A 14797-nucleotide genomic window follows, 5' to 3' on the forward strand; every position below is an offset into this window, starting at 1 on the left:
TTCACATTTTCGGGATACTCAGATCCGCAGGAAGGGCTGCACCAGCCGTGGGATCAGGCTGGTAAAGCGCAGCGGCGCGTCTGTGACGGCAAAACAGATGCAATCCTCGCCCACATCGGCAACAGGAGTATGCTCCAGATCCTGATCCGCGATTTCAACGTCGCCGCGGGCAAAATGATCGACCTCGTCCGAGAATGCACCTTGCAAGACCATTGTCAGCTCGATCCCCCGGTGCCCGTGATCCGGCACGGCGGCACCCGCTGGGATGAACAGCAGCCGCGCGGAGGCCTCGCGCGACGTGGGCAAGATCGCCTGCCGCACGCCCATGCCGATGGATTTCCAGCGGATCGCCTCGACGCCTCCGCCAACATACTCCTGCAAGGGCGCAGGCAATACCGAACATGGCGGGCGTTTGGTCGTCTCCGGCGCCTTGTTTTCAGCGATTAGAGCTAATGTTGCTTCGAACGCACCATCGCTCATCACATGCGCCTCGGCCTGATCCTCCAGCAGGCTGCCGCCCACCGCGTCATAGCTCTCGGCCTGCGCCCGGCATTCATCGCACAGGGACAGGTGTGTGGCCACCATCAGATTGAACGCTTCGGGCAGCGTTCCGGCGGAGTACGCCATCAGCAACTCGTCCGTCAGGTGATGTTTGATCATCTCGGTCATCGTTATCCACTCAGTTCATCGCGTGTCTCAGCCGGTCCAATGCCAGCCTGATCCGCGATTTGATCGTGCCCAGCGGCAAACCCGTCTGCGCGGCGATCTCGCGATGGCTCAGATCGCCGAAATACGCCTTTTCGATCAGTTCCTTTTGCGCCCCGGGCAGGGCCTGCATGGCTCTGCGCAGCAGCGCGGTTTCCTGTTGCAGCGCGACCACTTCGGCTTGTTCGGGCTCGGCCTCCGGTCCCCAGGTCAATTCCTCGGGTTCCGGGCGGCGCTGCTTGCGCAAGAGGTCGATGCGCTTGTTCCGGGCGATCGTGAACACCCATGTGGCCACCGAAGCGCGTCCGGGGTCGAAAAGATGCGCCTTGTTCCACAGGGTGGCCATGACCTCCTGTGCGCATTCTTCGGCCAATGCGGCATCCGATCCCGACCGGATCAGAAACGCTTTAACCCGCGGCGCAAAATGCCGAAACAACTCGGCAAACGCGGTTTGATCCTGCCTGTCCCGAATGCGCAACACGTGGGTGATCCACTCGCCCTGCGCGTCACGCTGCTCCTTCGTTCTGTGCACCGGTTTCCTTCCAGCGGTTCGCCTTGCCGTTCTGGTCCGCACACGTCGAGGCGCAGCCTCTGCCACGGCCTCAATCGTGATGGGGTCGGTTTCGGTAAACATACCCGGTTTACGAGCCACTTCCCAAGCTGGATCATAAGTTCAGAGAAAAGTTTTTATTTTCATCCGGATCAGCCGCTTGCGCGTAGACAGAAGAAGACCAAGAAAACCGGAGAACAGAATGCCATTTGAAAATATAGCGGGCGCCCCCCGGAAGATCGCCGTGATCGGTGGCGGCATTTCGGGGATGGGGGCGGCGAACCTGCTGGCGGACAGTCACCACGTCACCCTGTTCGAGGCCGAGCCGAGACTGGGAGGACACGCCCGCACCATTATTGCAGGCAAACGCAAGGATCAGCCGGTCGACACTGGCTTTATCGTGTTCAACAAAGTCACATATCCGAACCTGGTGGAACTGTTCGACCGGTTGGATGTGCCGATTGCGGAAAGCGAGATGACCTTCGGCGTCTCCGCCCGCGGCGGCGCCGTCGAATACGCGCTGCACGGGGCGGATTCGCTTTTTGCGCAGCGCCGAAATCTGGTTCAGCCGAAGTTCCTGCGCATGGTGCGCGATCTCTTTCACTTCAACGCCCAGGCCCTGAACCATATCGATGACCGGACGATCACGGTGCGGCAATTGCTGGATGTTCTGGGCACCGGCGAGTGGTTTCGCAAATACTATCTTGAGCCGTTTTCCGGCGCGATCTGGTCGACCCCCAAGGACCAGGTTCTGGATTTTCCCGCACACGCAATGATCCGGTTTTTTGAAAACCACCTTTTGATGGACGCCAAGCGGGACCATCAGTGGTACACGGTTCAGGGCGGCTCGGTCGAATATGTCCGGCGGCTTGAGGCCGCGATGCGCCGCAAGGGCGTCACGCTGCGGATGGGCGCTCCGATCGACGCCGTCCGCCGCAACGCGGTCGGGCCGCAGGTCAAGGCAGTCGGCAGCGAGTGGGAGACCTTCGACGAGGTCGTGTTCGCCACGCATTCAGACGACACACTGGCGCTTTTGGCCGATCCGACCCCGCAGGAACATGCGGCCCTCGGTGCCATCCGGTATCAGCCTAACAACGTCGTGCTGCACGCCGATGCGTCGCTGATGCCAAAACGCCGCAAATGCTGGGCCAGCTGGGTACATACCGAGGATGCCGCGCCGGATTCCAGCCGCATCGACATCACCTATTGGATGAATGCGCTGCAGCCGATCCCGCATGACGATCCGCTGTTTGTCACCCTGAACTCCCGCCGACGCATCCGCGAGGAACTGATCCATGACGAGGCGGTGTTCCGGCACCCGGTCTTCGATCTGGCAGCGCTTGCCGCGCAAGAGGACGTGGCCCAGTTCAACGGCGCCAATGCCACCTGGTTCTGCGGCGCCTGGATGCGCAACGGGTTTCACGAGGACGGGTTGGCCAGCGCCGTTTCAGTGGCGAACGCGATCAATCGCACCGGCGCGATGAGCGTGGCGGCGGAATGAGCGGTGTCGATCATATCCCGGCCCATACTTTTCATGGGCGCAAGGGGGCGGTGCAGAACGGTTTCCGCTACTCGGTGGACTACGTTCTGCTCGACCCCGAGGCCGACCTGACCGCGCCCGCGCTGTTCTCGCGAAATCGGGCGAACCTGATCGGGTTTCACGAGATTGACCACGGAGGGCAGCCCGGCAACGGGCGCGGCGCCCAATGGCTGCGGGATGTTTTCGTCGAGTATCAGCTGCCGCAACCCGCACGCATCGCGCTTCTGACCCAGCCGCGCGTGCTGGGTCACGTATTCAACCCGGTCAGCTTTTGGTTCTGCTTCGATCAGGGTGACGTGCTTTATGCTGTTGTGTCCGAGGTCACCAACACCTTTGGCACCCGACACAGCTATGTCTGCCACAAGGCGGACCTGTCCCCGATTACCGCATCTGACCGGTTGGAGGCGGCCAAACGGCTGCACGTCTCGCCGTTCCAGCCGCGCGAGGGCGGATATACGTTCCGTTTCGATTTCCGAGATGACCGGGTAGGGGTCTGGATCGACTATGGCCGCGAAGAGGGTGGCCTGATTGCCACCCTGTCCGGGCGCCGCAGACCGTTGACCAACCGAGCCATCCTCTGGTCCGTGCTCCGACGCCCCATCGGCGCGCGCCGGGTGTTGACCCTGATCCACTGGCAGGCCCTGAAGCTTTGGTTCAAAGGTGCCGGGTTCCGTCGCCAGCCCGTCCCGCACAAGCCGGACGTGAGCCGGGGATGAGCATGGCGCAGGCGCATACCCCAGCGCTCCCGCGGCTGCCCGCTTTTGCGGGCTTTGCTGCGATGCTGGCTGCGGCTGGCCTGCCGCTTTATATTCACGCTCCCAAGTTCTATGTGGATCAGTATGGGGTCAGCCTGGCTGCGCTTGGTGCGGTTCTGTTTGGTCTGCGCCTTCTGGACGTCGTGCAGGACCCCCTGCTGGGGCGCTTATCCGAGGCGCTGCGCGCCCATCGGGCCGCCGCCGTCGCCGCCGCCGTTGCAGTTCTAGCCGGCGCCATGCTCGGGCTGTTCGCGGTCACGCCGCCCGTGGCACCGCTTCTCTGGTTCACCCTGATGCTGACGCTGGTCTTTTCGTCGTTCAGCTTTCTGACCATCAGTTTCTATGCACAAGGCGTGGAAACGGCAGACAGGCTGGGTACCGCAGGCCATCTGCGTCTGGCCCGTTGGCGCGAAACCGGGGCCTTGCTTGGCATATGCCTCGCTGCCGTGGTTCCGACGGCGCTGATCGGGCTGACCGCGCAACCCCTTGCGGCTTTCGCGCTGGGCTTTGCGGTGCTGGCATTGCTGGCTGCAGGCGCGATGCGCGCGGAATGGAACGCAGCGCATATGCCTGCGGCTTCTGGCTTTGGCCCAGTTCTGCGCGACCGGATCTCGCGTCGACTGCTCTTCATTGGCTTCCTAAACGCCGCGCCGGTCGCTGTCTCATCCACCCTCTTTCTGTTCTTCGTGGAAAGCCGGCTGAGCGCCCCGGGTGCCGAGGGGCCGCTCCTGCTGCTGTTCTTTCTGTCCGCCGCCGCCGCCGCTCCGTTCTGGGGCCGGACCGCCGAGCGCTACGGCGCCACGAAGGTACTCGGCCTAGGCATGACGCTTTCGATCTTGGCATTCGGTTTTGCTCTGACGCTCGGGGCGGGCGACGTGGTGCCCTTTGCCCTGATTTGCCTCGCGTCCGGTGCGGCGCTCGGGGCCGACATGACCCTGCTGCCCGCCCTTTTTGCCGCCCGTATGGCGCGTGTTGCCCCCACCGCCGCCGAAGGGTTTGGGCTGTGGTCATTCGTGTCGAAACTGACGCTGGCCTTTGCCGCCGTGCTGTTGCTGCCCGCGCTTGAGGGCGCCGGATTTCAGGCGGGCACAGCCAATCCGCCCCAGGCGCTGACCCTGCTCACCCTGTTTTATGCCGCGTTGCCCTGTGGCCTTAAGGCGCTTGCCCTGGCCCTGCTGGCAACCACCGACCTTGAGGAGACCTGATACATGGAACCCTTTCACCTCGCTCTTCTGGGCGGCTTTCTGATCCTGCTGACGGGCTTTGCCCTGCGGCGGTTCACCGGCTTCCTGGCTCAGCGCCCGGCGCACTACGCCGCTGGTGAGCCCCAGTTCGACCTACGCACCCACCTCAACGGCGATATCCTGTGTTCCGGCGTGATTTATGGTCCCACCGGACGTGTCACGTCCAGTTTCAAGGGCGATTTCCGTGCGGACTGGCAGGGAAACACCGGCGTGATGACCGAGCGCTTTGTCTATGACACCGGCACCATCCAGAACCGGGAGTGGCATTTGCGGCTGGGCAATGACGGGCGCATCAAGGCCACCGCCCCGGACGTGATCGGCCACGGCACAGGTGTTCAACTCGGATCGGCGGTGCAGCTGAAATACCGGCTGCGGCTTCCCGAAACGGCGGGCAGCCACGTTCTGGACGTGGTGGACTGGATGTACCTCACACCCGGCGGAGAAATCGTCAATCGCTCGCAGTTCCGCAAACTCGGGATCAAGGTCGCCGAGCTGGTTGCCGTCATGCGGCCTGCCAATCTGGACCGTGAACCGGAATGAAGAACTGGCGCGGCAAACGTTACTGGCTGGTGGGCGCCAGCGAAGGTCTAGGCGCCGCGCTTGCCGATGAGATGAGCCGCGCTGGCGCCCACCTGATCCTGTCCGCCCGCACGCCCGAACGGCTGCAGGCGCTGGCCGACAGCTTGCCCGGCCCATGCGAGGTGCTGCCGCTCGATGTCGCGGATGCAGACAGCATCTCGGCAGCGGCCGAGCGGGCGGGCGAGATTGATGGGGTCGTCTGGCTGGCTGGTGTTTATTGGCCGATGAAAGCACAGGACTGGCATGCCGAACGGGCCGACACCATGGCCGATATCAACTTCACCGGTCTGGTGCGTGTTTTGGGCGTCTGCGTGCCACAGATGGTGGATCGCGATGCGGGGCATGTGGTGATCACCGGCTCGCTCTCTGGCTTTCGCGGCCTTCCGGGCGCCATCGGATATGCCGCATCCAAGGCCGGAACCATGGCGCTAGCGGAATGCATGCACGCCGACCTGCGCCGCACCGGGGTTCAGGTGCAACTGGTCAACCCGGGCTTCATCCGAACCCGCCTGACCGACAAGAACGATTTCGAGATGCCCTTCATCCTCGAACCCGAGGCCGCGGCCCGCCTCATGTTCGCCCATATGAACGGCAACCGGTTCAAACGGAGTTTCCCGACCGGATTTTCCCTGCTGTTCCGGTTCGGGCAGTTTTTGCCGGACTGGATCTACTACCGCCTGTTTGCGTAAGATCAAAGACGCGCCCGCGCCCGCCTGCTTGATGGAGGTGTGACAAGCGAACAGGAGTACGATCAGATGGAGATTTCGGCACGGAAAGTGGCTCAGGTGGCGCTGATGGGGCGCGAACTGGACCGGGCAGAGGGTGAACTGCGCGCCTTCATCGACCGCATGAGCGAGGATGAGCAGGCCGAGCTGGTCGCGGTGATGTGGATCGGCCGCGAGAGTTTCTTCGCCGAGGATCTGGCCGAGGCCATCGCCACCGCCCGCGCCGAGGCCTCGACCCCCTGCGCCGACTACCTGATCGGAACGCCGCACCTGTCGGATCACCTCGAGAACGGGCTGGATGCGCTGGGGATCTCGGCTGAGGATGTTGAGAACGATCTGATGTAGGTTCCGTTCGCGCGGGTGGGCAGGACAGGATCCAGAGCTCTCCGGAAACCACACAAGCGAAAGACACCTTTATAAAGCTGGTTGCCTGACGGCATTTGTTGTTGATCTCTGACGAGAAGTCAGAGTAACCGACACTCGCTAAAATTGAGCAACCGGTTGAGCAGACAGAACATAATGAACGGTAAGTTTCTTCGAGTTTTGGCGGCGGCAATATTTGCGGTCGCTGCGGTGTTGTTTGTTCTTAGAGAGCAGCGCAACACCGAGATCGCGGCAATTTACGAGACCTGTAATGCGGTGAAAGAAACACCCAAAGAGGCGTTGTCCGCCTGTACCGGACTTCTGGCGCTAGAGGGCCATGGTCAGAAACATCGCGGTGAGCTTTATGGCCAACTGGGACAAGCTCATGCAGAACTTGAGGACTGGCCCCGTGCGCTTGCCGCATTCGACCAAGCAGTTCTGGTGGCACCAGACGATCATCTGGGTTGGCAGTGGAAAGCTCACGCGCTGGACAAGATAGGGGACTACTCAAAAGCGCTTGAGGCTATCGACGTGGCGTATGAGATTGATCCTGACGTTCGGTTCACTCAGCGCAGGCGCTTAAGGCTTCTGAGTGATTTGGGCCGCACCGACGAGATGGATGCGTTCATGAACCGCGTTGTCCGGGCTGGCCATGGTTTGGACTGGATGCCGTCTGCCGTTAGCGACAACCTCATGTTTGAATTGAACCTTTATCCGCTGACGCGGCAAGCGTTGAAAGACGAGGCATTGAAGGCGCGAGATGAGCTTGCACAAGATCCTTCAAGTCAAGAAAAGCAGAAAACCTTTTTCATCTGGTGCCGGTATATTGGTGGTGATTGTCCGCCACTGTTTCCGGAGAAACGCGCGACCTATACCAAGTTGAGTTGTGACAAAGCGATTGATGAGTGGGGGACAAGGAATTCAGAACTCGTAGAGAAGGAACTCGCTGAAACCGGCCACACCTCGGTAAAGGAGTACTTCGATGACCCGGCGCTTCGGCCCAAAGCAATTCTACAGGTAACATACCTAGCGGTTAGTATGGGGTTTGAAGGGGAGCAGCAGTCTGAACTTGCAAGAGATATGATTGTGGGGGATCGCGTTTTCAACTGCGTTCAGGGTGCGAAGTTTCTGTTCCCAGAAGGCTACGGAGAGGCGTATCCAGAAATGAGGGATAAACACCTTTTCAGCCCGGAGGTGCGAAGGAATCTGGTCGACCTCGCCCATGCTCTGTCAGGCTGAGTGTATGGTCTTCGGCTGTTTCCGCCGGGAAAACGATGTTTGTCTGGCATTCCATCCTCGACGTGATCCATTATCTGTAGATTTTGAGCCTGCTTTTCGATTTCACCCATCGACTCCTCGACCAGTTTCGGATCGCTGAGGGCTACATACGCGCCGACCGAGATGGTCTGGGTCGGCACCGAATGTACCGCAAGCGGCACCCAGACCGGACGCGCCATCGCCGTGTCGCGTTCGCCACCCCAGGTTCGAGATGACCCGAAGCGAATGCTTCTGTCCGTGATCGACATTGTGCACTCATATGGTTTGGTCGGCGCTAGTTCGGCAAACTCCACTGCATCGCTTGGGAAAAAATCCATCAGGCCAAAGAACCTTTAATTGCATCCAACTGTGGCATCGTTGGGACCCAACTGTTGTTCACCCCAAAATTCCAGGCAGCCGCAGCCCATGCGTACGGGCGCAGTTCTTGGCGATGTCGTATCCTGCATCTGCGTGGCGCCAGACGCCCGAGGCCGGGTCGTTCCACAGGACGCGTTCCAGGCGGCGGGCGGCGTCCTCAGTGCCGTCGGCGCAGATCACCACGCCTGCGTGCTGGCTGAACCCCATGCCGACACCGCCGCCATGGTGCAGTGAGACCCATGTGGCTCCGCTGGCGGTGTTGATCAGCGCATTCAGCAGCGGCCAGTCCGACACAGCGTCCGAGCCGTCCAGCATCGCCTCGGTCTCGCGGTTCGGGCTAGCGACCGAGCCTGAATCCAGATGGTCGCGCCCAATTACGACCGGCGCCTTCAACTCGCCATTGGCCACCATCTCGTTGAACGCCAGCCCGGCACGATGCCGGTCGCCCAGCCCGATCCAGCAGATCCGCGCGGGCAGGCCCTGAAACGCGATCCGCTCGCGCGCCATGTCGAGCCAGCGGTGCAGGTGCTCGTTCTCGGGGAACAGCTCCTTCATCTTGGCGTCGGTCTTGTAGATATCTTCGGGGTCGCCCGACAGCGCGCACCAGCGGAACGGGCCGACACCGCGACAAAACAGCGGGCGGATATAGGCCGGGACGAACCCGGGAAAGGCAAAGGCGTTTTCCAGCCCTTCGTCCAGCGCCACCTGCCGGATGTTGTTGCCGTAATCCAGTGTCGGCACGCCCGCGTTCCAGAAATCGACCATCGCCGCCACATGCTGCTTCATCGAGGCACAAGCGGCCTTTTCGACCACTTTAGGGTCTGTTTCCCGCTTCTCGCGCCACTCGCCCATGGTCCAGCCCAACGGCAGATAGCCGTTCACCGGGTCATGGGCGCTGGTCTGGTCGGTGACGATATCGGGGCGCATCCCGCCTTCTTTCATGCGGCGGTAGATCTCGGGGAAGATCTCGGCGGCATTGCCCAGCAGACCCACGGATTTTGCCTCACCCGCCTTGGTCCAGCGGTCGATTATCGCCAGCGCCTCGTCAAGCGTCTCGGCTTTTTCGTCGAGGTATTTGGTGCGCAGGCGGAAGTCGATGCTGTCCGGATTGCACTCGACCGCCAGACAGCAGGCGCCCGCGAACACGGCGGCGAGAGGCTGCGCGCCACCCATACCGCCCAGACCACCGGTCAGAATCCACTTGCCGGTCAGGTCGCCGTCATAATGCTGACGCCCGGCCTCGGCAAAGGTCTCATAGGTGCCCTGAACGATGCCCTGCGTGCCGATATAGATCCACGAGCCGGCGGTCATCTGGCCGTACATCATCAGGCCCTTCTTATCGAGCTCGTTGAAATGGTCCCAGTTGGCCCAATGCGGCACGATGTTCGAGTTCGCGATCAGCACCCGCGGCGCATCCTTGTGGGTGCGGATGATCGCGATCGGCTTGCCGGACTGGACGATCAGGGTCTCATCCTCTTCCAGATCCTTCAGGCTGGCGACGATGGTGTCGAAATCGTTCCACGTCCGCGCCGCGCGCCCGATGCCGCCATAGACCACCAGTTCATGCGGGTTCTCGGCCACATCCGGGTGCAGGTTGTTCATCATCATCCGCAGGGGGGCCTCGGTCACCCAGCTTTTGGCGTTCAGTTCGGGCCCGGTGGGCGGAAAGATATCGCGGGTGTTCTTGCGAGGATCGCTCATTGCGAAGCTCCTTTTTCGGTCAATGCGCCCGACAGGGCGAGGTCGCGGAGGCGGTCTAACATCGTCTGCAGATGCGGGCGGAGGGCGGCGGCGCGGTCCTCGCGCCAGTTCCAGGGCGGGGTTTCGTCCATGTAGGCGCGCTGGGCGATCTCCATCTGGATCGCATGAAGGCCCTCGGCAGGGCGGCCATAGTGGCGGGTGGTCCAGCCGCCTTTGAAGCGGCCGTTGAGAACTGAGGAAAAGCCATCAGCCTCGCTCGCCACGCCATCCACCGCCTGCTCGATGGCCGGATGGCAGGTGGCGCCGATATTGGTGCCGGTGTTGAAAATGGGCAATTCACCCTTGAACAGAAACGGGATCAGCGAGCGGATCGAGTGGCAGTCGAACAGGATCGCCACGCCGTGCTTGCCCAACACACGCTCCAGTTCCTGCTCCAATGCAGCATGATAGGGCGCGTGGTATTTGACGCGCCGGTCCTCGATTTCATCCTCGGATGGCTCCTGCCCCTCGGCCCAGATCGCCCGCCCATCGAAATCGGTCAGCGGCACCAGCGTTGTGGTTTTCTGCCCGGGATAGAGCGACACGCCCGCCGGGTCACGATTGGCGTCGATCACGTAGCGGTGGATATGCGATTGCACCACCGTCGCATCGGTTAAAAGCCCTTGATAGAGCCTGTTTATGTGCCAATCCGTGTCCGCCAGCCCGCGCCCATTTTCGTTCACCCGCGCGGCGATACCGTCCGGCACGTATGTGCCGCCATGGGGCTGGCCCAGCACGATCGGGCCGTCGCCGCGGAGGACGTCAAAGACCTGCATCACGCCAGCTCCGGCATGGGGACGCCGACCGCGCGCAGGATCGCGCCCTCGGCCACAAGGTGCTTTGCGGTTTCCAGTTCCGGCGCCAGATAGCGGTCTTCGGCCAGCGCCGGGATATCGGCGCGCAGACGGGCAATCACCTGTTGCAGCGGCGCGCTGGTGGTCAGCGGTGCGCGGAATTCGACGCCCTGCGCGGCGCACATCAGCTCGATCCCGAGGATGTAGTTCAGGTTGTTCACCATCCGGGTGAGCCGCCGCGCGCCGTGGGCGGCCATTGAGACGTGATCCTCCTGATTGGCCGAGGTTGGCGTGCTGTCGGTGACACATGGATTGGCGAGATGTTTGTTCTCGCTCATCAGTGCGGCGGTGGTCACCTCGGCGATCATCAGGCCCGAGTTCAGTCCGGGATCGGGGGTCAGGAAGGGCGGCAGGTCGAAACTCAGCGTCGGGTCCACCATCAGCGCGATGCGGCGCTGGGCGATGGCGCCGATTTCAGACAGCGCCAGCGCGATCATGTCGGCGGCAAAACCCACCGGTTCGGCGTGGAAATTGCCGCCCGAGACGATGGCCTGCGGATCGCTCAGCACCAGCGGGTTGTCTGTGGCGGCGTTGGCCTCGACCGTCAGTGTGGCGGCGGCCTGACGCAGGATGTCCAGTGCCGCGCCGGTCACCTGCGGCTGGCAGCGGATGCAATAGGGGTCCTGCACCCGCGTGTCGCCTTCGCGGTGGCTTTCGCGGATCACCGAACCCTCAAGCGTGGCGCGCATTGCGCCAGCGGCCTCGATCTGGCCGCGATGGCCGCGTAGCTCGTGGATTTCCGGCTGCAGCGGCGCGGTCGAACCCATGATGGCGTCGGTCGAGGTGGCCGAGATCACCAGTGCATTCTGCGCCGCGCGCCACGCTTCGAACAGCCCCGCCAGCGCGAAGGCGGTCGAGAACTGGGTGCCGTTGATGAACGCCAGCCCCTCTTTCGGGCCCAGCGCGATAGGGGTCAGACCGGCGCGCGCCAGCGCCTCGGCCCCCGGCAGCACCTTGCCCAGGTATTCCGCCTCGCCCTCTCCGATCACCACGGCGGTCATGTGGGCCAGCGGTGCCAGATCGCCCGAGGCCCCGACCGAGCCCTGCGCCGGGATCACCGGGGTCACCCCGCGCGCCAGCATATCCTGCAGCAACTTGATCAGCTCCCACCGGACACCGGACGCACCCCGGCCAAAGGACAGCAATTTCAGAGACATCATCAGGCGCGCCAGCCGCCGCGGCACCGCCTCACCCACACCACAGCAATGGCTGAGGATCAGGTTGCGTTGCAGGGTAGAAGTGTCCTCGGCCGCGATCTTGAGGCTGGCAAGCTTGCCGAAACCGGTATTGACGCCATAGACCGCCTTGTCCCCAGCGGCAGCGGCGGCGATCCGCTCGGCGGCGGCTTGAACGCCTGACTTACAACTGTCGTCCAGAACGATCAGGGTCTCGGACCAGTAGATCTCGGCCAGCTCCGGCAGGGTGACATTGCCCGGAGTGAGCTTGAGAACGCTCATTCAGTGCCTCCAAAGATGCGTTTATGCAGAGGGTTGAAGCCCATGCGATAGGACAGTTCGGCAGGGTGCTCGACATCCCAGATGGCCAGATCCGCGCGCTGCCTGGGGGCGATGGTGCCGGTGTCGGTCAGACCCAGCGCACGGGCGGCCTCGCGGGTAACCCCTGCCAGCGCCTCTTCGGGCGTCATGCGGAACAGGGTGCAGGCCATGTTCATGGTCAGCAAAAGCGAGGTCAGCGGCGACGAGCCCGGGTTGCAGTCGGTAGCCAGCGCCATTGGCACCTTATGCTGGCGCAACAGGTCGATAGGCGGCACCTGCGTTTCGCGCAGTGTGTAGAACGCGCCAGGCAGGATCACCGCGACAGTGCCAGCATCGGCCATGGCCCGCACGCCATCCTCGTCCAGATATTCGATATGATCGGCAGACAGCGCGCCATATGACGCCGCCAGCTTCGCGCCGCCGAGGTTCGAGAGCTGCTCGGCATGGAGCTTGACCGGCAGGTCCAGTTCCTGCGCCACATCGAAGACGCGCGCGATCTGGGCGGGGGCAAAGGCGATGCCCTCGCAGAACCCGTCCACCGCATCGACCAGCCCTTCGGCGCGCGCCGCGCGCAGGGCGGGGATGCAAACCTCGTCGATATAGGCATCCGCGCGGTCCTTGTAATCCGGCGGCACGGCGTGGGCACCCAAGAAGCTGGTTTTGACCCTGATGGGCCGTGCCTCGGCAATCCTCCGAGCGGCGCGCAGCATCCGCAGTTCGGTGTCGCGATCCAACCCATATCCCGATTTGACCTCGATGCAGCCAACGCCTTCGGCCAGCAGCGCATCGACCCGGGGCAGGGCGCCCTCCAGCAACTCATCCTCGGAGGCTGCGCGGGTGCCATTCACGGTCGAGAGGATGCCGCCTCCCGCCCGCGCGATCTCTTCGTAGCTGGCGCCGTTCAGCCGCATTTCGAATTCGACCGCGCGGTTGCCGCCGAACACGACATGGGTGTGGGCGTCGATCAGGCCCGGAGTGATCAGACGCCCGGCCAGATCCTCACGGGGCCAATCGGCAAAATCTGCGGGCAAGGCGTCGGTTGCACCAACCCACGTGATCCGGCCCGCGTCGACCGCAACCGCTCCGTCCGCGATCATCCCATATGGCGCGCCGGTGCCGTCCATTGTTGCGATATGAGCGCCGCAGAACACAGTTTTCCCAGTCATGGCGATTCTTTTCAGTTCACCTCTTGTCGGATTTTTTCGTATACGGGTATAAATATAAAGTCTACACAAAATGGGATGGCCATGGATATCCACGCAAAAACCGCCTTGTTAGGCTCTGATTGGGTGCAGAACGTCAGGCTGAGCGTGACCGATGGGCGAGTCGCCGCGCTTGAGGCCGGGGCCGATCCGCAGGCTGCCGACCTGCGGGTGGACACCCTGCTGCCCGCGCTGGGCAACCTGCACAGCCACGCCTTTCAGCGTGCCATGGCCGGGATGACCGAGGTGCGCGCGGCGGGAAAGGAAAGCTTCTGGACTTGGCGGACCCTGATGTACTGCTTTCTCGAACGGCTGACGCCCGAGCATGTCGAGGCCATCGCGGCGCTGGTCTATATGGAGATGCAGGAGGCCGGATATGCCTCAGTCGGTGAATTCCACTATGTCCATCACCAGCCGGGCGGCGGCACGTATGACCAACTGTCGGAGCTGAGCCAGCGTATCTTTGCCGCCGCAGGGCGCACCGGCATCGGCCTGACCCATCTGCCGGTGCTCTACACTTATGGCGGCGTCGCGCAGGAGCCGCTGTCCGGCGGGCAACTGCGTTTCGGCAATGACGTCGACCGTTTCCTGCGGCTGGTGGACGACTGCCGCGCCGCGCTGCCGGACATGACCGCCGATACCAGTGTCGGGATCGCCCCGCATTCGTTGCGCGCGACCTCACCCGCCGATCTGGCGGCGGTGTTGCAGCAGGCGCCCGACGGGCCGGTGCATATCCACATCTCCGAGCAACTCAAGGAAGTGGCGGATGTCGAGGCCAAACTGGGCCAGCGCCCGGTAGCGTGGTTGCTGGACAATGTGCCGGTGGACAATCACTGGTGCCTGATCCATGCCACCCACATGACCGATGCGGAAACCACCGCCTTGGCCCGTTCAGGCGCCGTGGCCGGTCTGTGCCCAATCACCGAGGCCAATCTCGGCGATGGTATCTTCAACGGCTCGGTTTATCTGGATCAGGGTGGCGCTTTTGGTGTCGGATCCGACTCTAATGTGCGGATTTCGCTGACAGAGGAGTTGCGGACGCTGGAATATTCCCAACGTCTGCGCGACATGGCCCGCACCGTTCTGGTGCCGGGCGAGGGCTCGGTCGGGCACACGCTCTATATCGGCGCGGCCCGGGGCGGGGCGCAGGCGCTGGGACGGGGCGCGGGCGAGATCGCGGTCGGGCAACTGGCCGATCTGGTCGCCATCGACCGCAACCACCCTTCGCTCTGTGCGCTGGAGGACCACCAATTGCTCGACGGTCTGTGCTTTGCCGCGCCGGATACGGTGGTCACCGATCTGTGGTCGGCGGGGCGGCACATGGTGCAGGGTGGGCGCCACGTCGCCCGCAACGGCATCATCGCCGATTACCGCAAGGCGATGGCCGATCTGCTGGCCGATGGCTGACC

14 protein-coding genes are annotated in these 14797 nt (G+C 62.9%); 8 read left to right on the forward strand and 6 right to left on the reverse strand.

The annotated features are described in order from the left end of the window. Positions 1-18: 18 nt before the first annotated feature. Together GOX53_RS13760 and GOX53_RS13765 are read right to left on the reverse strand one after the other, a co-directional pair. Positions 19-669 carry a ChrR family anti-sigma-E factor gene (locus tag GOX53_RS13760; RefSeq protein WP_171177272.1) on the reverse strand — a complete coding sequence of 217 codons (651 nt, stop codon included), beginning with the start codon at positions 667-669 and terminating at the stop codon, positions 19-21. 10 nt (positions 670-679) lie between these two features. Continuing rightward, positions 680-1339: a sigma-70 family RNA polymerase sigma factor gene (locus GOX53_RS13765; RefSeq protein ID WP_171177274.1), complete on the reverse strand. Its 660-nt coding sequence runs from the start codon at positions 1337-1339 to the stop codon at positions 680-682. Positions 1340-1457: 118 nt separating this feature from the next. Between GOX53_RS13765 and GOX53_RS13770 the strand changes: the two genes are divergently transcribed. From GOX53_RS13770 to GOX53_RS13800, 7 genes are all read left to right on the forward strand, one after another. Continuing rightward, positions 1458-2756: an NAD(P)/FAD-dependent oxidoreductase gene (locus GOX53_RS13770; RefSeq protein WP_171177276.1), complete on the forward strand. Its 1299-nt coding sequence runs from the start codon at positions 1458-1460 to the stop codon at positions 2754-2756. Beyond that, the gene (locus tag GOX53_RS13775; RefSeq protein WP_171177278.1) at positions 2753-3511 is read left to right on the forward strand and encodes a DUF1365 domain-containing protein; all 759 of its coding nucleotides are present in this window, start codon (positions 2753-2755) and stop codon (positions 3509-3511) included. Before GOX53_RS13770 ends, GOX53_RS13775 begins: the two co-directional genes overlap by 4 nt. Further along, positions 3508-4755: an MFS transporter gene (locus tag GOX53_RS13780; RefSeq protein WP_254446565.1), complete on the forward strand. Its 1248-nt coding sequence runs from the start codon at positions 3508-3510 to the stop codon at positions 4753-4755. Before GOX53_RS13775 ends, GOX53_RS13780 begins: the two co-directional genes overlap by 4 nt. 3 nt (positions 4756-4758) lie before the next feature. Continuing rightward, positions 4759-5334, forward strand: a complete 576-nt coding sequence (locus tag GOX53_RS13785) for a DUF3833 family protein (RefSeq protein ID WP_171177280.1) — start codon at positions 4759-4761, stop codon at positions 5332-5334. Further along, entirely contained in the window at positions 5331-6062 is a 732-nt protein-coding gene (locus GOX53_RS13790; RefSeq protein WP_171177282.1) for an SDR family oxidoreductase, read from the forward strand. The genes GOX53_RS13785 and GOX53_RS13790 overlap by 4 nt, the downstream gene beginning before the upstream one ends. Positions 6063-6128: 66 nt before the next feature. Further along, positions 6129-6443, forward strand: coding sequence for a DUF3775 domain-containing protein (locus GOX53_RS13795; RefSeq protein ID WP_171177284.1), 315 nt, complete (start codon positions 6129-6131; stop codon positions 6441-6443). A 174-nt stretch (positions 6444-6617) separates the two neighbouring features. Beyond that, positions 6618-7700 carry a tetratricopeptide repeat protein gene (locus GOX53_RS13800; RefSeq protein ID WP_171177286.1) on the forward strand — a complete coding sequence of 361 codons (1083 nt, stop codon included), beginning with the start codon at positions 6618-6620 and terminating at the stop codon, positions 7698-7700. A gap of 414 nt (positions 7701-8114) precedes the next feature. Here GOX53_RS13800 and hutU read toward each other — a convergent pair whose 3' ends face one another. The 4 genes from hutU to hutI are packed head-to-tail and all read right to left on the reverse strand — an operon-like array spanning position 8115 to position 13352. Continuing rightward, positions 8115-9797 carry a urocanate hydratase gene (gene hutU / locus GOX53_RS13805; protein WP_171177288.1) on the reverse strand — a complete coding sequence of 561 codons (1683 nt, stop codon included), beginning with the start codon at positions 9795-9797 and terminating at the stop codon, positions 8115-8117. Continuing rightward, positions 9794-10612, reverse strand: coding sequence for an N-formylglutamate deformylase (gene hutG, locus GOX53_RS13810; protein WP_171177290.1), 819 nt, complete (start codon positions 10610-10612; stop codon positions 9794-9796). The genes hutU and hutG overlap by 4 nt, the downstream gene beginning before the upstream one ends. Then, positions 10612-12147 (reverse strand): histidine ammonia-lyase, encoded by a 1536-nt coding sequence (hutH, locus tag GOX53_RS13815; RefSeq protein WP_171177292.1) that lies wholly within the window; start codon positions 12145-12147, stop codon positions 10612-10614. The genes hutG and hutH overlap by 1 nt, the downstream gene beginning before the upstream one ends. Next, positions 12144-13352, reverse strand: a complete 1209-nt coding sequence (gene hutI, locus GOX53_RS13820; protein ID WP_171177294.1) for an imidazolonepropionase — start codon at positions 13350-13352, stop codon at positions 12144-12146. Before hutI ends, hutH begins: the two co-directional genes overlap by 4 nt. 81 nt (positions 13353-13433) lie before the next feature. Between hutI and GOX53_RS13825 the strand changes: the two genes are divergently transcribed. After that, entirely contained in the window at positions 13434-14795 is a 1362-nt protein-coding gene (locus tag GOX53_RS13825; protein ID WP_171177296.1) for a formimidoylglutamate deiminase, read from the forward strand. Positions 14796-14797: the final 2 nt, after the last annotated feature.

Origin of the sequence: Ruegeria sp. HKCCD8929 (assembly GCF_013031405.1) — a bacterium.
Lineage (GTDB): Bacteria > Pseudomonadota > Alphaproteobacteria > Rhodobacterales > Rhodobacteraceae > Ruegeria.